Source organism: Mycobacterium sp. 1164966.3 (genome assembly GCF_001665395.1).
Lineage (GTDB): Bacteria > Actinomycetota > Actinomycetes > Mycobacteriales > Mycobacteriaceae > Mycobacterium.
This window is the reverse complement of record NZ_LZSG01000027.1, coordinates 62484-82747: the sequence shown is the minus strand read 5'-3', so window position 1 is coordinate 82747 and position 20264 is coordinate 62484. Positions and strand designations below refer to the sequence as shown.

The 20264-nt window shown below is 65.5% G+C and carries 18 protein-coding genes and 1 pseudogene; 5 read left to right on the top strand and 14 right to left on the bottom strand.

What is annotated here, in order from left to right:
- Nucleotides 1-52 precede the first annotated feature (52 nt).
- Entirely contained in the window at nucleotides 53-865 is an 813-nt protein-coding gene (locus A9W99_RS09790) for an enoyl-CoA hydratase (protein WP_067376252.1), read from the top strand.
- 76 nt (nucleotides 866-941) lie between these two features.
- Nucleotides 942-2318, top strand: a complete 1377-nt coding sequence (locus A9W99_RS09785) for a DUF2867 domain-containing protein (protein WP_067376250.1) — start codon at nucleotides 942-944, stop codon at nucleotides 2316-2318.
- Here the strand turns inward: A9W99_RS09785 and A9W99_RS09780 are convergent, their stop codons facing one another.
- Nucleotides 2319-3041 carry a CPBP family intramembrane glutamic endopeptidase gene (locus A9W99_RS09780; protein ID WP_067376248.1) on the bottom strand — a complete coding sequence of 241 codons (723 nt, stop codon included), beginning with the start codon at nucleotides 3039-3041 and terminating at the stop codon, nucleotides 2319-2321.
- Complete coding sequence (locus A9W99_RS09775; protein WP_067376303.1) at nucleotides 3038-4183, bottom strand: NAD(P)H-binding protein; 1146 nt, start codon at nucleotides 4181-4183, stop codon at nucleotides 3038-3040. Before A9W99_RS09775 ends, A9W99_RS09780 begins: the two co-directional genes overlap by 4 nt.
- 180 nt (nucleotides 4184-4363) lie before the next feature.
- On the opposite strand from A9W99_RS09775, the gene A9W99_RS09770 reads away from it, so the two are divergent.
- Nucleotides 4364-4864 (top strand): isoprenylcysteine carboxyl methyltransferase family protein, encoded by a 501-nt coding sequence (locus A9W99_RS09770; RefSeq protein WP_067376246.1) that lies wholly within the window; start codon nucleotides 4364-4366, stop codon nucleotides 4862-4864.
- The gene (locus A9W99_RS09765) at nucleotides 4861-5877 is read left to right on the top strand and encodes an NAD(P)/FAD-dependent oxidoreductase (RefSeq protein WP_067376244.1); all 1017 of its coding nucleotides are present in this window, start codon (nucleotides 4861-4863) and stop codon (nucleotides 5875-5877) included. The genes A9W99_RS09770 and A9W99_RS09765 overlap by 4 nt, the downstream gene beginning before the upstream one ends.
- A gap of 20 nt (nucleotides 5878-5897) precedes the next feature.
- Here the strand turns inward: A9W99_RS09765 and A9W99_RS09760 are convergent, their stop codons facing one another.
- Together A9W99_RS09760 and A9W99_RS09755 are read right to left on the bottom strand one after the other, a co-directional pair.
- Nucleotides 5898-6695: a crotonase/enoyl-CoA hydratase family protein gene (locus A9W99_RS09760; protein ID WP_067376242.1), complete on the bottom strand. Its 798-nt coding sequence runs from the start codon at nucleotides 6693-6695 to the stop codon at nucleotides 5898-5900.
- Nucleotides 6692-7840, bottom strand: a complete 1149-nt coding sequence (locus A9W99_RS09755) for a thiolase family protein (protein WP_067376241.1) — start codon at nucleotides 7838-7840, stop codon at nucleotides 6692-6694. Before A9W99_RS09755 ends, A9W99_RS09760 begins: the two co-directional genes overlap by 4 nt.
- Nucleotides 7841-8293: 453 nt before the next feature.
- Between A9W99_RS09755 and A9W99_RS09750 the strand changes: the two genes are divergently transcribed.
- On the top strand, nucleotides 8294-9730 hold the full coding sequence (locus tag A9W99_RS09750) for a wax ester/triacylglycerol synthase family O-acyltransferase (RefSeq protein WP_067376239.1): 1437 nt from the start codon (nucleotides 8294-8296) through the stop codon (nucleotides 9728-9730).
- On the opposite strand, the gene A9W99_RS09745 is transcribed toward A9W99_RS09750, so the two are convergent.
- The 10 genes and pseudogenes from A9W99_RS09745 to A9W99_RS09705 form a co-directional block, all read right to left on the bottom strand.
- The gene (locus A9W99_RS09745) at nucleotides 9727-10515 is read right to left on the bottom strand and encodes a lysophospholipid acyltransferase family protein (RefSeq protein ID WP_067376237.1); all 789 of its coding nucleotides are present in this window, start codon (nucleotides 10513-10515) and stop codon (nucleotides 9727-9729) included. The genes A9W99_RS09750 and A9W99_RS09745 overlap by 4 nt on opposite strands.
- Nucleotides 10512-10744 (bottom strand): annotated as a pseudogene (locus A9W99_RS26005) (cytochrome P450); the annotation flags it as partial. The gene A9W99_RS09745 and the pseudogene A9W99_RS26005, both read right to left, overlap by 4 nt.
- Nucleotides 10745-10883: 139 nt before the next feature.
- On the bottom strand, nucleotides 10884-11519 hold the full coding sequence (locus A9W99_RS09740) for a maleylpyruvate isomerase family mycothiol-dependent enzyme (RefSeq protein ID WP_067376235.1): 636 nt from the start codon (nucleotides 11517-11519) through the stop codon (nucleotides 10884-10886).
- A complete protein-coding gene (locus A9W99_RS09735) occupies nucleotides 11520-13004 on the bottom strand; it encodes an aldehyde dehydrogenase family protein (RefSeq protein ID WP_067376234.1) in 1485 nt (494 codons plus the stop codon). It lies immediately after the preceding gene.
- Between the two features lie 94 nt (nucleotides 13005-13098).
- Entirely contained in the window at nucleotides 13099-14316 is a 1218-nt protein-coding gene (locus A9W99_RS09730) for a cytochrome P450 (protein WP_067376232.1), read from the bottom strand.
- Nucleotides 14317-14327: 11 nt separating this feature from the next.
- Nucleotides 14328-15299, bottom strand: coding sequence for an SDR family oxidoreductase (locus A9W99_RS09725; RefSeq protein WP_067376231.1), 972 nt, complete (start codon nucleotides 15297-15299; stop codon nucleotides 14328-14330).
- Complete coding sequence (locus tag A9W99_RS09720; protein ID WP_067376230.1) at nucleotides 15292-16428, bottom strand: spirocyclase AveC family protein; 1137 nt, start codon at nucleotides 16426-16428, stop codon at nucleotides 15292-15294. Before A9W99_RS09720 ends, A9W99_RS09725 begins: the two co-directional genes overlap by 8 nt.
- Nucleotides 16429-16438: 10 nt before the next feature.
- Nucleotides 16439-17551, bottom strand: coding sequence for an ABC transporter substrate-binding protein (locus tag A9W99_RS09715; RefSeq protein WP_067376229.1), 1113 nt, complete (start codon nucleotides 17549-17551; stop codon nucleotides 16439-16441).
- Nucleotides 17552-17652: 101 nt separating this feature from the next.
- Nucleotides 17653-18498 carry a CbbQ/NirQ/NorQ/GpvN family protein gene (locus tag A9W99_RS09710; protein WP_067376228.1) on the bottom strand — a complete coding sequence of 282 codons (846 nt, stop codon included), beginning with the start codon at nucleotides 18496-18498 and terminating at the stop codon, nucleotides 17653-17655.
- A 67-nt stretch (nucleotides 18499-18565) separates the two neighbouring features.
- Nucleotides 18566-20236 (bottom strand): nitric oxide reductase activation protein NorD, encoded by a 1671-nt coding sequence (locus A9W99_RS09705; protein ID WP_082929935.1) that lies wholly within the window; start codon nucleotides 20234-20236, stop codon nucleotides 18566-18568.
- Between the last annotated feature and the right edge of the window lie 28 nt (nucleotides 20237-20264).

Here is a 20264-nt window from a genome sequence, read left to right as displayed (position 1 = left end):
TCTTCGCAGCCGCGGTCGGGGGCCCTGCATCCGGTCACCTACTGTGGAGCGCATGCCGGATTCAGGAATCACCACCCTCGCCCCTGTCGCAGGTCTGGACGTCGCGTTGACCGACGGCGTGCTGTCGGTGACCATCAACCGACCCGACAGCCTCAACTCGCTGACCATTCCGGTGATCACCGGGATGGCCGACGCGCTGGAGTGCGCCGCCACCGATCCGGAGGTCAAGGTGGTGCGGCTGGGCGGAGCCGGCCGCGGCTTCAGCTCCGGTGCGGGCATCAGCGCCGACGACGTGTCCGACGGCGGCGGAGTCCCGCCCGACGAGATCATCCTCGAGATCAACCGGCTGATCCGGGCCATCGTGGCGCTGCCGCATCCGGTGGTTGCCGTCGTCCAGGGTCCGGCGGCCGGTGTCGGCGTCTCCATTGCCCTGGCCTGCGACGTCGTATTGGCTTCTGAGACAGCGTTTTTCATGCTCGCCTTCACCAAGATCGGGTTGATGCCCGACGGCGGCGCGTCGGCGTTGGTCGCCGCCGCTGTCGGTCGTACCCGGGCGATGCGGATGGCGTTGCTGCCCGAGCGATTGCCCGCCACCGAAGCCCTGTCCTGGGGCCTGGTCAGCGCGGTCTTCCCGGCCGACGAGTTCGACGCCGAGGTGGCCAAGGTGATCGCCAGGCTGTCGGCCGGGCCGGCGGTGGCCTTCGCCAAGACCAAGGACGCGATCAACGCCGCCACCCTGACCGAGTTGGATGCCACTTTGGAACGCGAATTCCACGGGCAGTCCGGTTTGCTGCAGGCGCCCGACTTCAAAGAGGGCACAAAGGCTTTCCAGGAGCGCCGCGACCCCACCTTCACCGACACCTGACCTTTTAAAGCACGCCGAATCGGCAATCCTCCCTCGCATCGGCTCCGAATGACCGACAGAGAATAAGAGGAGACCCGTGCCGGCCGAACAAATTTCCTGCCTTGTCACCGGAGCGACCGGCTACATCGGTGCGCGGCTGGTGCCACGACTGCTGGCCGAGGGTCACCGCGTTCGCGCGCTCGCCCGCACCCCGGGAAAATTGGACGGCGTTCCGTGGCGCGCGAGCATCGAAGTAGCGCAAGGCGACCTGGGTGACGTCGAGTCGTTGAGCGCGGCCTTCGACGGCATCGACGTCGTCTACTACCTGGTCCACTCGATGGGTACGTCCAAAGATTTCGCCGACGAGGAAGCCCGCGCCGTGCGCAACGTCGTGGCCGCCGCGCGCAGCACCGGCGTGCGCCGCATCGTGTATCTCAGCGGTCTGCACCCACAGTGGGAAAGGCTCTCGCCGCATCTCGAATCACGCAAAGCAGTCGGTGATGCTCTTATCGACTCGGGCATCGAGACGGTGGTGCTGCAGGCCGGAGTAGTCGTCGGGTCCGGGTCGGCATCGTTCGAGATGATCCGGCATCTCACTGAACGGTTGCCGGTGATGACCACGCCGAAATGGGTGCACAACAGGATTCAGCCGATTGCGGTGCGCGACGTGCTCTATTACCTGGTCGCGGCGGCAACCGCAGCGGTGCCGTGCTCGCGGACGTGGGATATCGGCGGCCCCGACGTGTTGAACTACGGCGACATGATGCGGGTCTACGCCGAGGTGGCGGGGCTGCACCAGCGCTATCTGATCGTGCTGCCGTTCCTGACGCCGACGATCGCCAGTCTGTGGGTCGGACTGGTGACGCCCATCCCGCCCGGCCTGGCACGCCCCCTGATCGAATCGCTGGAATGCGATGCCGTGATGCGCGACTTCGATGTCGACCGGATCATCGAGCCCCCGCCGGGCGGCTTGACCGGCTACCGCCAAGCGGTGTCGTTGGCGCTCGACCAGGCGTCGCGTGGCCTGGCCGATGCGACCTGGGTTTCGCTGGAGTCCAAGCCCGCCGATCTTCTGCCCAGCGACCCGGACTGGGCGGGCGATGCCGTCTACACCGACGTACGGACCGCGGTGACCGCAACCCAGCCCGACGACATCTGGAAGACGGCCGAGAAGGCTGCGAACGGCAACCGATGGTTTCCCCTCGCGCCGCGGCGAGACCCGTCCGTCCAGCGCTGGCACATCGCGGAGCGTGAGCCGGGCGGCAGGCTGCGGCTGCAGGCAGATGTGCGCTCGCCGGGTAAGGCGTGGCTGGAGATCACCGTGACACCACAAGATCGCGGGGGCAACCGCTACACGCAGCGGGCGATCGCGTTTCCCCGCGGCATTCGGGGCCGGGTCTACTGGTTTGTGTTGCGCCCCTTGCATGGCGCCGCGTTACGCGCGCTGGCGCGAACCGTTGCCGCGGCCGGATAGTCAGACGCCGAACAGCGGCGGCAGTGCCAGCACCATGATCAGGCCCCACACGAAGTGGGTCAGCATCGGCGCGAGCACCCCACCACTGGCCCGGCGCTCGAACGCGCACACGGTGCCGAGAATGATTCCGGCGAAGCCCAGCATCGGGTTCCCGCTGGCCAGAGTGGCGATGACGTACAACACGGTGGAAATGAGCACCGGATGGCGCCGGCCCAGTGCGGTGTAGAGCGCGCCGCGGAAGAAGACTTCCTCGGCGATGCCGTTGACCAGCGTTATCAGCACGATCAGGAAGAACGACCCCTGATGGGCGTATTGCAGCACCCGGCTGATCAAGTGCGCTACGGGTGGAATCTCGCGGGCCACGAGTCCACCCACGACAAAGGCGCCCCCGAGCAACAACCCGATAGTGGTTCCGGTGATGACCGGGCGCTGGTTGCGGCCGCGCCAGCAGATACCGCCGAGATGCAGCGGCCCGGACAGGAACGAACCGGACAGCCACACAGCGGCCAACGCCAGCGTCAGCCAGTAGAAGCTCGTCTCACCCGGATGGCGCCGCAACGAAAAGCCGAGCAGCACCGCGCCGATCACCAGCGTGATACCGACGACGACCCGCCTGCGCCGCACCACTCCAGGCGATTCATGGTGTGGCACAGCGACATTGGTGATCGCGCGGCGCATTTCGGCGATGACGCCGGTCCGGTACGGAGTCTCGGTCTGGGTCATGCAGGGCGTACTTTCGGGGTCAGGGTGATCAGGATTTCGAGGCCGGTCCGAAGCGCTCCGGCGAGCGGACCGGGCACTAAATCGACCAGTCCCAGCGTGGGCCGCGCGATCGGGGGCGTCAGCGTCCGGAAGAGCCGCCGGATGCGTAACGCGTCACCGCCAGCCCATGCCGGATCGCTGTCGGCGAGGTGATGCGGGTCAGCCAGGGCGTTGACCGGCCGGGGCCGGTGCGAGCCGTTGGCCAGCGCCAGTCCGATGGCGTCGTCGACGCCCAGCAGCCCGCCGGGCGGATCGGGCACCCGATCCCGCAGCCCGGCATCGGAAGCCAGCATCGGGTGATCCAGCGACTCGACCAGGTCTTCGGCCAGTCCCTGCGGCACCGGCAGCGCCAGACCCGTCACCCGCGACGCCAGCGCCGGGGGAACCCTGGGCACCCGCAGCGCAGCGTGCCATCTGCCGGAAACCCGGGCATACGCCTTGAGCAACTCCCGGTAGGACGTGGTGTCGGGGCCATGGATGTCATAGGCACCGGCAGCCACCCGGTCTGAGTCCGCCGCGGCCACCAGGTAGTGCAGCACGTCCCGGATGGAGATCGGGTCGATCGGATTGTCCATCCAGTCCGGTATCGGCATCAGCGGGAAGCGGTCGCCGACATAGCGCAGCATCTCGAACGAAGTCGACCCGGCGCCGATGATGAGCGCGGCACCCAACCAGACCAATTCCGGACCGCCTTCCACGGTCAGGGCCTCGGCAACCTCTGCCCGGCTGGACAGGTGCTCGGACAACGCTTGGTCTTCGGGCACGAAGCCGCCCAAGTAGACGATGCGCCGCACACCGGCCTCCTTGGACGCCGTTGCGACGGTGGCTGCCGCCGCCTTGTCGGCTTGCCGGAAGCCGGGCTGGCCGATGCCGTGTACCAGGTAATACACCACGTCGATCGGGCCCGCGGCCTGCATCGCAGCCCGCACTGACGCGGGATCCGACGCGTCGAGAGCCACCGGTGTTATGTCGTCGAACCAGCCCAGCCGCTTGAGTCGAGCGGAGTTGCGCGTCGCCGCCAGCACTTGGTGGCCGTCGGCCAGCAGGGCGGTGACCAGGCGCGATCCGATGTAGCCGGTGGCACCGGTGACGAGAATCCGCACGAGATCCAACCTACCTGGGCGGTTTTTCGCGCGAGCGCGCATGTTGTACGACGACACGCCGTCACACGCGTACATTTGCGCACCCTCGCGCTGCCGAGCTTTGAACCGGTACCGCGGCCGTTACGTGAGTCACTACATGGACCGGAACACCGGGTCTACTCGAGTGGTAGTGATAGACCCGTGTATTACCTGCTGATCCTGGCCGTCGCGGTCGAGCGCCTTGCGGAGCTGGTGGTAGCCAAGCGCAATGCGCAATGGTCCTTTGCCCACGGCGGCAGGGAACTCGGTCGGGCCCATTACCCGGTGATGGTTGCCCTCCACACCGCGTTACTGCTGGGCTGCATCGCCGAAACATGGGCATTGCACCGGCCGTTCATCGGGTGGCTCGGCTGGCCGATGCTGGCCGTGGCGGTGCTCAGTCAGGGACTGCGCTGGTGGTGCATCGCATCGCTGGGCCGGCGATGGAACACCCGGGTGATCGTGCTACCCGACGCGCCTCTGGTGCACCGTGGGCCCTACCGGTGGCTGCATCATCCGAACTACGTTGCCGTGGTGGCCGAAGGTTTTGCGCTGCCGCTGGTGCATACCGCATGGCTGACGGCCGTCGGCTTTACGCTGGCCAATGCCATCCTGCTGACCGTGCGGATCCGGGTGGAGAATTCCGCGCTGGGATATACATGACCGCCTACGACACCGACCTGTTGATCGTCGGCGGCGGGCCCGCAGGTCTGGCGACGGCGTTATACGCTCGGCGCCTTGGACTTTCGGTGATCGTGGTCGAGGCCAGGGAGAGCCCGGTCGACAAGGCGTGCGGCGAGGGGCTGATGCCCGGGGGTCTGGCGGAATTGGCGTCGCTCGGCGTGGACCCGGCCGGCCTGCCGTTCCAGGGGATCGAGTATGTGAGTGAACGCCGTCGGGCGCCGGCCCGGTTTCGCGCCGGGCCTGGCCGGGGTGTCCGACGCAGCACGTTGCATGCCGCGCTGGCGGCCCGGGCCAAAGAAGAAGACGCGGACTGGATTCGGGCGCGGGTTACCAGCGTCGGACAGGACGCGCACGGAGTGACGGCTGCCGGTGTGCACGCCAGATGGCTGGTGGCAGCCGACGGTCTGCATTCGTCGGTCCGGCGCGCAGTAGGAATCGAAGCGACGGCCGGAACGCCGCGACGCTACGGCGTGCGCCGGCATTACCGGGTGGCGCCGTGGTCGGAGTTCGTCGAAGTCCATTGGTCTCGTTGGGGCGAGGCGTACGTGACACCAGTGGAACCGGATCTGGTCGGCGTGGCAATCCTGTCTCGTGGGCGGCCTGACCTCGCCTGGTTCCCACAGTTATCGCGGCATTTGCAGGGTGCGAATCGCGGACCGGCGCGCGGCTGCGGCCCACTGCGGCAGGTGGTTTCGCGGCGGGTCGCAGGACGCGTGCTGCTGGTGGGCGACGCAGCGGGATACGAGGACGCGCTGACCGGCGAAGGCATCAGCTTGGGAGTCAAGCAGGCCGCCGCCGCGGTCGCCGCCATCGCCGATGATGCACCGGGGTCGTATGAGGCTGCCTGGCAACGGATTACACGGAACTACCGCTGGCTCACCCGCGGCCTGGTGCTGGTCAGCGCGCCGCAGGCGGCACGCCGCAGCATCGTGCCGGTGTGCGCGCTGCTACCCGGCGCATTCCAGTACGGAGTCAACGTCCTGGCGTCGTAGCCCGATGGTGGCGATCGCCACTAACGCGCCTTCCAGACCGGTTGTCGCTTCTCGGCGAACGCGAGCGGTCCTTCCCGGGCGTCCTCGGATCTGATCAGCGAACGCATTTCGCGCATGGTCCGCTCCCAGCCCGCTTCCTCGTCGGCGATCACGCCGTCGTCGACCCCGTAAGCGATGCGCTTGCTGGCCTGCACCGACAGCGGTGCGTTCACGGTTACCCGCGCGGCCAGCTCGAGCGCAGCATCGAGCACCGAGCCGTCCTTCACCACATCGTTGATCAAGCCCCATTGCAGCGCGTGTGACGCGCTCAGCGGATCACCGGTCAACAGCAGTTCCATCGCCACTTTGCGCGGCAACTGATTCATGATCCGGAAGACGCCGCCGGCAGCGGCGATCAGCCCGCGTTTGACCTCCGGCAGCCCGAATTGAGCGCGTTCGCCGGCCACCACAAGATCACTTGCCAGCGCCAGCTCGGTGCCGCCGCCGAATGCGGTGCCGTTGACCGCGGCGATGGTGGGTTTGTCGATGAAATGGTGCACGTAGCCGGCAAACCCCCACTCACCGTGGTCGGGGTGGTAGAGATTTTCCCGTCGTGCGATCGCCTTGAGATCGGCTCCCGCGCAAAAGGATTTGTCACCGGCGCCGGTGATGACCACGGCCCGCACCTCGGTGTCGTTCTGTGCTTGTTCGAGCGCATTCCCGACGGCGATGCTGACGGCGGCGTTGACCGCATTGCGGGCTTCCGGCCGGTTGATCGTGATCACCATGACGTTGCCACGGTGTTCGACGAGCGCGCCGGGCTGCCCGGCGTCTGTCACAGCAGCTCGAGGATGGTCGCGTTGGCCTGTCCGCCGCCCTCGCACATGGTCTGCAGGCCGTAGCGAATTCCCTTGTCCCGCATGTGGTAGAGCAGCGTGGTCATCAAGCGCGCGCCCGAGCCGCCGAGCGGGTGACCGAGGGCGATCGCGCCGCCGTTGGGGTTGAGCTTCTTCTCGTCGGCGCCGATGTCGCGCAGCCAGGCCAGCGGCACCGGGGCGAACGCCTCGTTGACCTCGTAGGCGCCGATGTCGTCGATGCTCAGGCCGGAGCGCTTGAGCACCTTCTGGGTGGCCGGAATGGGCGCGGTCAGCATGATCACCGGGTCAGCTCCGGCCAGTGTGGCGGTGTGCACCTTGGCAATCGGCTTCATGCCCAGTGACTTGGCCTTCTCGGCGGACATGAAGAGCAGCGCGGCCGAACCGTCGGAGATCTGCGAGGAGTTGCCGGCGTGGATCACGCCGTCTTCTTTGAACGCCGGCTTCAGCGAGGCCATCTTCTCCATCGGGGTGCCGCGGCGGATGCCCTCGTCTTTGAGTACGACATTGCCGTCCTGGTCCCTGATGCCGACGATTTGGTCGTCGAAAGCGCCGGAATCCTGTGCGGCGGCAGCCTTTTCATGTGACCCGAGCGAGAACTCGTCCAGCGCTACGCGGTCGAGTCCCCACTGCTCGGCAATCATCTCCGCGCCCAGGCCCTGGTTGGGAATCTTGCCTTCGTAGCGGGTCAAGAACGACTCCGGGTAAGGCCGTCCGCCGTTGGCCAGTGACGAGCCCATGGGGGTGCGAGACATCGACTCCACGCCGCCGGCGACGACGACGTCATAGTGTCCGGCGACCACGCCGGCCGCGGCGAAGTGCACGGACTGCTGGCTCGACCCGCACTGGCGGTCGACGGTCACGCCGGGCACGGTTTCCGGCCAGCCGGCGGCCAGCAGGGCGGTACGGCCGATGTCGAGGGACTGCTCGCCGGCCTGCATGACACAGCCCCAGATGACGTCGTCGACGATCTCGGGGTCGATGCCCGCTTTGGTGGCCAATCCGTTGAGGACCTGCGCGGACAGGTCGGCGGGGTGCACGCCGGACAGTCCTCCGTTGCGCTTGCCGATGGGCGAACGTACAGCCTCGACGATGACGGCTTCAGCCATGATCAGGTCTCCTTTGACGCGTGTTATTAGGTCGATTGTCGACCAACGCGTTGGACGGGCATCGGCCGGGGTGCGATTTAGCTATAAAACCTATGCTTCTGCGGGCTGAAACACCGGGACGAGATGGGCCTGATCCCGGTTGCGCCTCGGCCGGCGGGGAGGGACCCGTTTCGGATCGACGAAATTCCGCCGTGCATCGACGGCCCCGCCTGCCACTCCAGCCCGCGAACGGAACGCGTGGTTTGTATCAGCTTGTAGCGGTAATCGACTGGTCCGCAACGGTTGTCGCGCGGATGTGCACAAATAATCGCGTGGAACGCGCGGCTAGCCAGTCGGAGGTGGCTTTGGGCGCAGTTGCGCTGCCCGAGGGTGCCGCCTGCCACCTCGACAAATGACCCAGAGATTTGTTCAGATGGCCTACTTGGCGTCCGCGATAGTGGTCGAATATCGGGTGTGAAGCGGCTCAACGGCATGGACGCAATGTTGCTCTACAGCGAGACGCCCAACCTGCACACGCACACCTTGAAGGTCGCTGTGATCGACACTGCCGACTGTGCCGGAGAGTTCACCTTCGAGCTGTTCAGGCAGACGCTAAGGCGCCGGCTGCATCGGCTGGATCCGTTGCGCTACAAGCTCGTCGACATCCCCTTGCGACTGCACCATCCGATGTGGCTGGAAAATTGTGAGGTCGATCTGGATTACCACCTGCGGCGAGTGCAGGTGCCCTCGCCCGGTGGCCGCCGAGAGCTGGACGAGGTGATCGGGAAAATCGCCAGCACTCCACTGGATCGCAGCCGGCCGCTCTGGGAATTTCACTTTGCCGAAGGGATGGCCGACCACAAAGTCGCGCTCATCGGGAAGATGCACCACGCTCTGGCCGACGGGGTGGCGTCGGCGAATCTCTTGGCCAGAATCATGGACATGGACGGGCCGGTCCAGGACGAACGCGACGACGACGCGAATTGCGTACCCCCGTCCACTGCAGAGCTATTACGCGCGGCGGGCCGAGACCACGCTCAGCAGGCGGTCGCACTGCCCGGGGTCGTCGCCGATTCGCTTTCCGGTTTGCGTCGCGTGTGGCGGCGTTCTCGCGAACGCGGTAGGCAGCCAGATCTGGCGCGGCTTCTCCACGCGCCGCCGACCTTCCTCAACCACGTGGTCTCACCGGCGCGGACTTTCGCCACCGCGACGTTGTCGCTGGCGGAGGTGAAGGAAACCAGCAAGCATCTGCGGATCACCATCAATGATGTGGTGATGGCAATGGCCGCCGGCGGCTTGCGGGAGTTGTTGCTCCGCTACGACGGCCGCGCCGACCGACCCCTTATCACTTCGGTGCCGGCGAGCACGGACAGGTCGCCACACCGGATCACCGGCAACGAACTGGGCGGCATGGTGGTCTCGCTGCCTACCCATGTCGACGATCCGCTGGAGCGGGTGCGATTGACCGCGCTGGGCACCGGCATCGCCAAAGAGAACAGCGAACTGCTTGGTCCGAAGGTGACGGCCCGCTTGATCGACTACTTGCCACCTCTGGCCGCTCCTCCTGTATTCAATTGGATGGGGCGACGGAATGCGCGAAACAAGCTCTTCAACATCCCGATATCCAATGTGGCGGGACCCCGCGAGCGCGGGCATTTGGCGGGCGCTCCGATCAGTGAAATCTATTCCGTCGGACCACTTATCACCGCTTGCGGCATGAACATCACCGTGTGGAGCTATGTCGACCAACTAAACATCTCGGTTATCGCCGACGACCGCACCCTGCGCGACACCCACGAGGCGACGGACGCCATGATCCACGCTTTCCGCGAAATTCGAACTGCGGCAGGCTTTTCCGGCGAGCTGACCACAGTTGACACCGCCATGCCGGCGGCAACCGCCCAGTCTTAGCCCAGGATGGGCAGCCTCCGCTTGCGGGCCAGCCGATCCAAAGCGGTCTGCATCACCGAGCGGACGTGCGCGTCGACGTCGGCGAAGTTGGGTTCGTGCCCGAACCTCGCGACGATGTCGATCGGTTCCAAGACGTCGGTGACGATCTTGGTCGGCAACGGCAGATTGGGCGGCATGATCACACTGGGCCCGAACGGAAAGCCGAAGGTCAGCGGCAGAATGTCGGACCGCCAGCGCGACAGGCCCAGCCGCTTGGCCAGCCACGTGCCGCGAGTCAAGAACAGCTGGCTTTCCTGCCCGCCGATCGACGCCGCCGGCACGATCGGCACACCGGCGTCCACTGCGGATTTGACATATCCCGTGCGTCCGTTGAAGTCGACGACGTTGCACGCCAGCGTCGGTCGGTACGCGTCATAGATCCCGCCCGGGAAGACCAGTACAACTCCGCCCGCTCGCAGCGCGTTGGCAGTGTTTTCCGAACTGGCGCGGATCGTGCCGACACGGCGCAACCAATCCGCCATCGGTCCGACGAACAATCCGTCGTGACCAAGGGTGTACAGGGGACGACCGTAGCCAAATCGGTCATAGAAGGCTGCGGCGAAGATCAGCACGTCGGGCGTCAGCATCCCACCCGAGTGATTGGAAACAAGTAGTGCCCCGCCTTTGGTTGGCAGGGATTCCAGCCCGTGCACCTCGAAACGAAACCAGCGCTTGGCAATCGGGGCCGCCGCCTCGACCAGGCGCTTGGTGAAGCCGGGATCAAACTCGGCGAGCTCGGCAGTCATGAGATCGGACTGAAGGCGAGGTGCAGCGCAGTGAGGCCACGCATCTGCCAGCTCGGTTCGTAGGTATAGCTAGGCGCATTAACGGGACCGTGTTTTGGCTCGAGAATGCTGATGTCCGACATCCGATCGAGGATGCGGCTCAGGGAAATTCGGCCTCGACCCGAGCCGGCGGGGCGCCGGGGCGGGAATGTTTGCCGCGTCCGAATGCCATGTGCTCCCGGACGTTCGGGGTGCGGGCACGCTGACCGCCGGGCATGTCGCTGGTTTCCATGATGGCTTCGAGGTGTCATTGGCTCTTTCCGAATCGAGGAAACGCCGGTCTCCCCTATCCCGACCGCAACTCAATCTATGCCGGAACAAAGATTAGGTCAAGCTGGCAGACGCGAACGCAGTACTGGCAACCCCGGACCGTCGAGCAGGTGCAGCAGGGCGACGCGGCCGCTGACCGCCATCATCAGGGCGGCCACCGGGCCGCGGATTTCCGCGCCGCGACCCCAGGCCCGGCGAACATCATTGCCGTGCAGGCTAATCCCACGTAAGCGGCAAACAGGCACGAATCCGAAGGGCCACGGACCGGTCAGAAAATCCATCGCCAGCGCAGCCAATTGTGGCTCGGGCGCGAACGGCAGACCCAGCGGGATGCTGATGTCGCCGCCGTGCACCAGGATGTCCGCGAGGGGGTCGAGGGGTCCGAACAACGGCGGGCTGATCTGCCGATCGGCGCATCGATGCAGGCTGGCAACAATCTCTGCGGCGGGTAGCCGGGCACGTTGCCTCGCCAACTCGTCGATCGCGCGGGCCATGCTCCCTCGGCGCACGGCAAGCCGGAGGAATGCGGGGGTGCCGTCGACGACCGTGCTCACGATGTGCGCGGCTACCGTCTTGACGTTCCAGCCCGCGCACAAGCTTGGCGCAGCCAGCTGCGCATCGTCCAAGCTGTCCAACAAATTTGCGATCCGGTGTCGCTCATCGGCGACGGCGGCGAACACAAACTCGCGGTCCATTTACCCCGCGGGATACCCTACGGACTTGATCTCGGTGTACTGATCGAATCCGGCGATACCGTTCTGGCGGCCCACCCCGCTGTACTTGTAGCCGCCGAACGGTGTGTCCGCGCCGTACGGTGCGCCACCGTTGACGCCGATGAAGCCGGCCCGGATCCGGCGTGCCACCGCCAGCGAGTGCTCCAGCGAGCCCGACATCACGTTGCCCGCCAACCCATACATACTGTCGTTGGCGATCCGGATCGCGTCCTCTTCGTCGTCGAACGGGATGACGGACAGCACCGGACCGAAAATCTCTTCTTGGGCGATCGTCATCTTGTTGTCGACGTCGGTGAAAAGCGTTGGCCTGACGAAGAATCCCTTATCGAAGCCGGTGGGTGCGTCTGGCCCGCCGACCAGAGCCGTGGCGCCCTCTTCGACGCCCTTGCGGATGTAACCCATGACCCGTTCCTGCTGTTTCGCCGAAATCACCGGGCCACACAACGTTCCGGGGTCTTGCGGGTCGCCGCAGGTGACGTTCTCGTAGATGCTCTTGAGGATCGCCACACCCTCCTCGTAGCGCGAGCGCGGCAGCAACATCCGCGTCGGGTTGGCGCAGCCCTGGCCGGCGTGCATACACGGCGCGATGCCGATTGCGCAGGCCAACCCGAAGTCGGCGTCCTCCAAAACGATGGTGGCCGACTTGCCGCCGAGCTCGAGGAACAGCCGCTTCATCGTTGCCGCACCCTTTTCCATGATCCGCTTGCCCACCACCGTCGAGCCGGTGAACGAGATCAGGTCGACCTTGGGCGACAGCGTAAGCTCCTCGCCCACAAAGTGATCCGATGCGGTCACGACGTTGACCACGCCGGCCGGAATATCGGTCTTCTCGGCGATCAGCCGACCCAGCCGCGTCGCGTTGAACGGAGTGTTGGGGGCCGGCTTGAGCACGACGGTGTTGCCGGTGCCGAGTGCCTGGCCGAGTTTGTTGAGCGTCACCTCGAAGGGGAAGTTCCACGGCACGATCGCGCCCACCACGCCCACCGGCTCGCGCCAAACCTTGATCGACGTGTTCGCGCCGGTGAGGCTGATCACCCGGTCACCGAGGTCGGTTTCCCAGGCGTACTCGTCGATCAGCCTGGCGGGGTACTTCAAGCCGTCGGCCAGCGGGGCATCCAGCTGCGGACCGAAGGTGATCGCCCGCGGCGACCCAACCTCGAGAATGAGCTCCTCGCGCAGCTCTTCCTTCTCCTCCTCGATTGCGTCGTGCAGCTGCAGCAAACAGCGCTTGCGCAGTTCCCGGTTGGTCGACCAGTCGGACTCGTCGAAGGCTCGCCGGGCGGCGTCGATGGCCCGGTGCATGTCCTCCTTCGACGCATCGGCGACCTCGCCAAGCGATTCCTCGGTAGCAGGGTTGATGTTCGTGAAGGTGCCGGCCTGGCCGTCGACGAGCTTGCCGTCGATCATCATTTTCGGCTCGAACCGGACCTTTACAGTGTCAGCCATGTCTGTCACTCTCTGTTGACTCGTTAGCGGGCTCTACGGAGAGCCTTACTGGAAACTAGCCGATTGGCAAGCTGTCGCCTTGGTGGGGGTCGGCCTACTGGAGATCGAACAACACGGGAAGCGAAGTAGGAGACCGGAAAACCTGCCCGCGAATGTGCGGGTCGTCGGCGTCGGGGTCTAGCCGCAGATTCGGCAACCGATCCAGCAGAAGATTGACGGCGGTGCGCATTTCGAGGCGGGCGAGGTGCATACCGAGGCATACGTGTACGCCGTGCCCCCAGCCCAGATTCGGCTTTTGCTGCCGGTGGATGTTGAACGTGTCGGGGTCGGGATAGCGATCCTCTTGCCGGTTCGCCGAGCCCAGCATCGGCATCACCGTCGAGCCGGCAGGTATCTGCACCCCGCCGAGTTCGGTGTCACGGGTCGTCACCCGGGTGATGGTCAACAAGGGCGGTTCCCACCGCACGCCCTCCTCGATCGCTTGCGGCAGCAGCGAGCGGTCGGCGCGGATCGCGTCGAGTTGTGGCGGATCGGACAACAAGCCGAAAAGGAGGCTGCCGAGCGCTCGATAGGTCGTCTCCACGCCGGCGGGGAGCAGCAGTCGCAGAAACGAGAAGATCTCTTCGTCTGCGAGCTTCTCCCCGTCGATCTCGGCCGCGGCAAGCGCGCTGATCAGGTCGTCCTTCGGCTCGGCGCGGCGGGCCGGGAGGCGGGGCGCGAAGTAGTCACACAGGGCGGCCGAGGCCGCGAGCCCGCGTTCCGGATTCATCAGCCAACTCAGCAGTGAAATCGACCATCGCTGGAACTGCGGGTAGTCCTTTTCGGGCAAGCCCAATAGACCCGCAATGATCTGGCTCGGATAGTCGAAGGTGAACTCCTTCACCAGATCTGCCTTACCGTTCGGTGCGAACCTGTCGATCAGGCTGTTGGCCACCCTGCCGACCAACTCGTCTTGCCAGCGAGCCAATGCCTTTTGCGAGAACGCCTTTGACACCAACGAACGGAGCCGGCCGTGGATCGGCTCGTCCATACCGAGCATCACGCCCTCGCCGAGCACGGGACCGAAGGCCGCGATCACGGCCGACGACGAGAACGTTTCGTTGTCACGCAGCATCTGCTGGACGTCCTCGTGGCGATACACGATGAACATCGGCTTCGATTCCTCGTGCGGCAATGCGCCCGACGTCTCAAGCCGCTGCACCGGTTCCACGCGGCGCAATCGAGCCAGCTCGGTGTACGGATCACGCACGTCACCGGAAATGGCATCGTCGAAGGAGCCGAAATCCTCCAGGTCGTCAAAAAGCTGATCCATTGGTGCTCCTTCTAGTCCTTCTTCGCCAGGGCGGCCAGCCGCCGCACTACGGGCTGCGGGATGACGCGCGCGGCGAACACCATTGCTTTTTGGCCCGCCGTCAAGGGCCAGGCGCCGCGCCGCATCGAGCCGCGTCTGGGTATGCCCAAGAAGATCCGCGACATGTGGTGCATAGCTATCGCCGGAAGAAACCGGTTGGCCACCAACAATATTGACGCGTCCGTTCCGACACCGCGGCGCCGGAACGGGCTCGTGTCGGCCAATGCCTTAACCAACCCGTCGGTGAACCGTTCGGGTGGACGGGCGAAGCTGGTCGCGAAGCGGCCACGGGCGTAGATGGTCGGGTGCAGTCGGGCGTAGGGGCCGTTGAGGTCGCGGTCATCGGTGACGCCGTCGTCGGTGATGATGTCCGTGTCGTACATTCCCGCCACCAGGATGGTGACGCCAAGTCCGAACGGCGCGATCTCACCCGCCAATGACTCGCCCCACCGCTCCACGGCTCCCTTGGCCGCGCCATACGGCGCCGCCGCCGGCTGACCGCGCACCCCGGCCGCACTGCACACCAGCACGATGCGGCCCTCGCCCGCCGCGCGCATGGTCGGCAACAACGCCTTGGTGAGTTCGACCGGGCCGAAGACATGCGTGGCGAACATGTTCTGCCACAACTGCGTTCCCGCTTCCTCCACCATTCCGCCGGCGGCGATCCCCGCGTTGTGTACGACCGCATAGGGTGCGCCCACAGCTTCTCCAATTGCCTTGCCGGCAGCGGCGACCGATGCGGGGTCACACAGGTCGAGTTGCACCCCGATCAGCCGGTCGTCGTCCTCGCCCGCCCCCGTCGCCTCGCGCAGCCGCGCCATCCCCGGGTCGGGTGTGCGCATGGCCGCGACCACCCGCCAGCCCTCGCGATACAAGCGCACCGCCGAGGCGAAGCCGAGTCCGCGTGACGCGCCGGTGATGACGACGGTGCGCGGCTCAGCCATGCGCGCTCGGTGAAGTCGCACAGGCGCCTTGGCCCGCAGGGGGTGGGTCGACATGGGGACGCCCGTTCGGCTGGCCGCTCATCCAGGTCGACCAGATGCCGACCGAATACGGTCCCTGCGCACCCGCCTTCTCGTAATAGCCTTGCGGGTCATACACTTTCGCTTCCGGGTAGGGCCACGGGCAGGCAACTGAGGTAGCCGCTCCACTGGCCTTGATGACCGCGAACCATGCGCCGTAGGCGAAGTACGACACGTTGATGATGACAAACATCACCAGGAACGTGCCCAACACCGGACGCGTCGGAAATACCTTGGCCTTGGCGGCGAGCTTCTCCGCCACCGATTTACCCGTGTCGTCGCGATAGCACAGTATGGCCGCGGGCACCATCACGAACGTCACCGAGAACGACTCCCAGATCAGCGGAAACTGGAACGTCGTGCCGGTGAATACCGAACCCCACGGAATGACCTGAGAGTAGATGTACATGCCCATGTGGACCAGCGGGATCTCCAAGAACATATCGAAGACGAAGCCGATTGCACAGGTCAGCAAGCCCAGGCTGACCAGCGGGTGGCGCGACACAAACGCTTGCGGCCCACGCTTGGCCTGCAGTTTGCGCAAGATCCAGACCGCCGGGAAGTAGGGCCCGAAATAGAAGAGGACGTAGCCGAACACGACGAACGGCTCGACGGTCGGCGACAGCGACACCAAGGGCCACGACTCCGGCCAGTGGATGAGGTCGGGGTTGTATACCGCGAAAGGGGACCAATTCATGATCGGGTCTTGCCAGACGATCAGGGTGGTGCACAGGAACATCAGCATCGCCGGGCTGCCCGGGTTGCGTCGCCAGCCCCGAATGAATATGACCAGCAGCACCAGCAGCAAGACGATCGTCGCAATGTGCAGAAACGCGATGTAGTCCAAGCCGAAGATGAACTTGACGGGGCGGGGCCGGCCCTGCACGTTCGGGTTGGCGACGCGGGGGTCGAGGGCGACGCGCATGTTCGCGATGAAGAAGAGTACGAACGCCGCCAGCGCGGCGCCGGCGATCCAACCGCCCCAACTACGCTTTTTGGTCTCACGCGCCCGGGTGGGCTCCTCGTGTGCCGGCAACTGTTCAGTCGTCATGGTGTCGGCCTCACTCTCCGAAACGATCTACCAAGTGCGAGTTGATGCCGTCGGCATCGAGGGTTCGCGCCACCAGATAGCCGGCACCCATCCAGGCCCGGCGAGTCCACTTGCCGAACGACACTCGGGTGCCGGGCGCCCCCGAGGCGGCGGGCATCATCTTCACCCGCTCCAGCGCCTCCTTGACCCCGCGCGGGCTGAGCGGGTGTGCATCGGTGAACGCGCGCACGAGTGTGGCGGCGACGTCCCGGTTGACCACCGGCACGCAGTATTCCGGGCGCCTGCCTCCGTACTTCTGGGCATAACGATCGAGGAAGTCCTGGCCGATCCGATTCTCTTCGTCGTACTGATCGACCCCGATCCAGCCCATGAACGCGTTCCACATGATCGGGTTCACCCACGCGTTCTGGAAAGCCGTGGTGGTGAATCGCGGCGGGTCCCAGTCGACGGCCTGCAAGGCGGGATTGATGAACACGATCCCGAAGCCGAAGCCCAGGTGGACGATCGCTTCCGCTTTGGCATCGTGAAGGGTACGCACGGCTTCATTGATGTCCTGGGCGGTCTGCGCGATCGGTGCTTCCGCCACAATCCGAATGCCATTGCGGCGACAAGCGTTTCGCAGATTCTTCAAGTAGCTTTCGCCTATGAGGTTCTGTTCGACGAGCACCCCGATGTCGGAGAGCCCGCGTTTGGCGACGAGGTCGGCGATGAAGATCGGCTCGTCGGTCATCGATCCCTGCGGAAAGGAGAACGTCCATTCGCCTAGCCAGTCGTCGGTGCCGGTGACCCCGATCGCCGGAACCTTGAACCGCTCCTCGATCGCTTCGCGAGTCGGCACACAATTGTCGGTGATGTGCGGTCCGAACACCACCAGACAGCCTTCGTCGACGAGCTCACCGAACACATCGATCACGGCCTTGACCGATCCCTTCGGCAGCCCCTCCACTTCGCGGTAAACCATTTGCACGGGCCGGTCCAGCGCCCCGCTTGCAACGGCCTCCTCGAATACCAGGTCAAAGCACTGGGTGAAATCCGCCTTCATCTCCTCGGGAAACATCGGCGGCAAGGTGAAGTCCATCAGGTAGCCGACCTTGATCGGCTCGGCGCTGCTTTCGTAGGACATCTGACCTCCTTGAAAAGCCGCGTGACGAGTCACCGGCATGGATCCGTGAGCAACCTAATATTTGTTCGCGCAGTAATGGTAACGGCCTGCACCGGCACACGTCAGTTCCATCCGTCCCCGCCCAAGTAGACGTCGATCATCTCGTTCAGGGCCCGGCCCACGGCCACGTCGTCGGTGAGCGGTCCGGCGATCGCAGCCCGGGCGGCCTCTCGCGTAGTCAAGCCCTCGGCAATGAGCTGGCCGGCCGCAATGAGCACGCGCGTCGACGCCACCTCACGCAGTCCGCCGGTTTCCAACCGCCGAATTGCCTGGCCGAACCGCACCAGCTCGGCCGCCGCAGCACTGTCCACCCCTGCTTCGTGCGCCACTATCTCCTCTTCGATATCGGCTGCGGGGAAACCGAATTCGATCGCGACCATGCGCTGACGGGTCGAATCCTTCAGATCCTTGAGCACACTCTGGTAGCCGGGGTTGTATGACACCACCAGGCCGAAGCCGGGTGCGGCGTCCAGGGTGATCCCCAACCGCTCGATGGGCAGCTGGCGGCGGTGGTCGGCGAGCGGGTGCAGCACCACCGTGGTGTCTTGCCGGGCCTCCACTACTTCGTCCAGGTAGCAGATCGCGCCCTCGCGCACCGCTCGGGTCAGCGGACCGTCCACCCACACCGTCTCGTCGCCCTGCAACAGATACCGTCCGACGAGGTCCGCCGTGGTGAGGTCGTCGTGGCAGGCCACGGTGATCAGCGGCCGGTCGAGGTCGTGGGCCATGGCCTCGACGAAGCGGGTCTTGCCGCAACCCGTCGGTCCCTTGAGCACGAGTGCCAAACCTTGGTGGTAGGCCGCCTTGAATACCGCCTCTTCGCTGCCGACCGTTTTGTAATAGGGCCGCAAGTTCTCCGCCTCGGGGGTCGCGCCGTTCCGGTGCACCACCCCGGACTCCTTGGCCATGGCTTCCCTTCTGCTAGTTGTTTCGGAGCCTAACCGGAACAGATGTTTGTTTCAAGGTCGGCCGTCGTCATGACACTCTCCGGCGGACCTCTGCCGAGCGCAGCGCGGACCGGAACAGCGGCCCGATCAGACCAGCGAGCTGATCTGGGCGGGCGATAGTCGCGTGCGCAGTGGTGCCGAACACTCGTCGCAGCGATTGCACATCAGTTCCGGCGCCGATCGTCAGGCATACACAGCCGGTGCCCCGTCGGCGCGCTTCGGTCAACGCGCGGCGCGCATCCGCGGCACCATAGGGCCGCTCGTAGCCGTGGTCGTAAGCGAGACCGTCGGAAAGCACAACCAGCAACCGCCGCGTCGTGCCTCCGCGAGCCTCCAGGACCGCCGAGCCGTGACGAATCGCCGCACCCAGGCGGGAGTAAGCACCAGGTTCCAAACTGTTCAGCCGCCGTATCACCCGGGCGTCGAGAGGGTCGTCAAACCTTTTGACCGGCACCATGTTCACCGCTCCTCGGCCCTGGGAGAAGTAGGCGTAGAGCGCAACCCGGTCACCGAGATCATGAAGTGCGACGGTGAGGTTGGCGACGGCCGCACGTTGTTGTTCGTGCACCGTGCGCCCTACCGTTCCAGGCTCTGCCGTCGACCCGGACACATCGAGTAGCAGCAACACCGAGAGGTCACGACGGCGCCGCAGGCTGTCGAGGTACACCGCTTCGTCGGGCGCCGACCTGGCCAACACCTCGACGCGGGCCTCGACGGCGGCATCGATGTCGATGTCGTCGCCCTGCGATTGCCGATGCCGTCGGTGCAGACCCATTCCCAATCGGGAAAGCGGGCGCCGCAGTCCAATGGCGGATTCGATCGCTTGAGTCGCAGTCGGCTTGATCGTCGGCTCGACCTCACGCACCGTGCACCACCCGGGACGATACCGCTTGCGCGTCACATCCCATTCGGGATACTGCATGCCGTCCGCTTGCACATCGCTGTCTCCAACGTCTTCGCTCGAGGTCGACGCCAACGAGGTCACGGCGTGCAAGCCGCGAATTCCCGAGATGGTGCGATGCGTCGGATTGTCCGCACCCGGCGGTCCGCCGCCGCGACCGGCCTTGCGCGCGGACGACAGCATCTTCTTCAACCACTTGCCTATGAAGCCGCCGCCGCCGACCGGGCTGGTGAACACATCGGGATCGTCCGACGCGTCGACTTCGCCGTCGTCGAGCTCGTCCAGTTGCCGCACGCTGTCCCGCTTTTGAGGGTCTCGCGGGACATGCTGCGTTGTCCCCGGGTCCTTTTGCGCGACCGCCTGGGATGACGCCGCCAGCACCTTGGCTGCGCGGATCACGCCGAATCCCGGCGGCGGGTCGTCGATCGCTTCCCGTCCCTCGGCAATTCGCAGCGACGTGGCGGGCGAGTCGCTGCGGCCGGCAATGTCGCGGTTGCCCATCGTCGACACGATGCTCGGCAGCAAGTCGCCGTTGGCGACCAGGGCGCGGTGACCCTCGATCGCAAGGTAGCGCTTAGCCAACCGCGGGTGTCGGACCAACCGACGAACGACGTCGGTCTCCAGGCTGCCGGCCGCGATCATCGACGCCTGCACCGCTACAGCCTCGAGGATCTCGATTTTCCGCTGCGGCCGCGTCGAGGCGTCAATGTATATGGTGTGGCCGTCCGTCCACGAGGACTCACCCGGTGGCAGTTCCGCAACCGCCACGGGACGGCCCGCCAGCGCAGAAGCGAGCATGCCGAGGGCCTGAAACTGCTCGCCACAA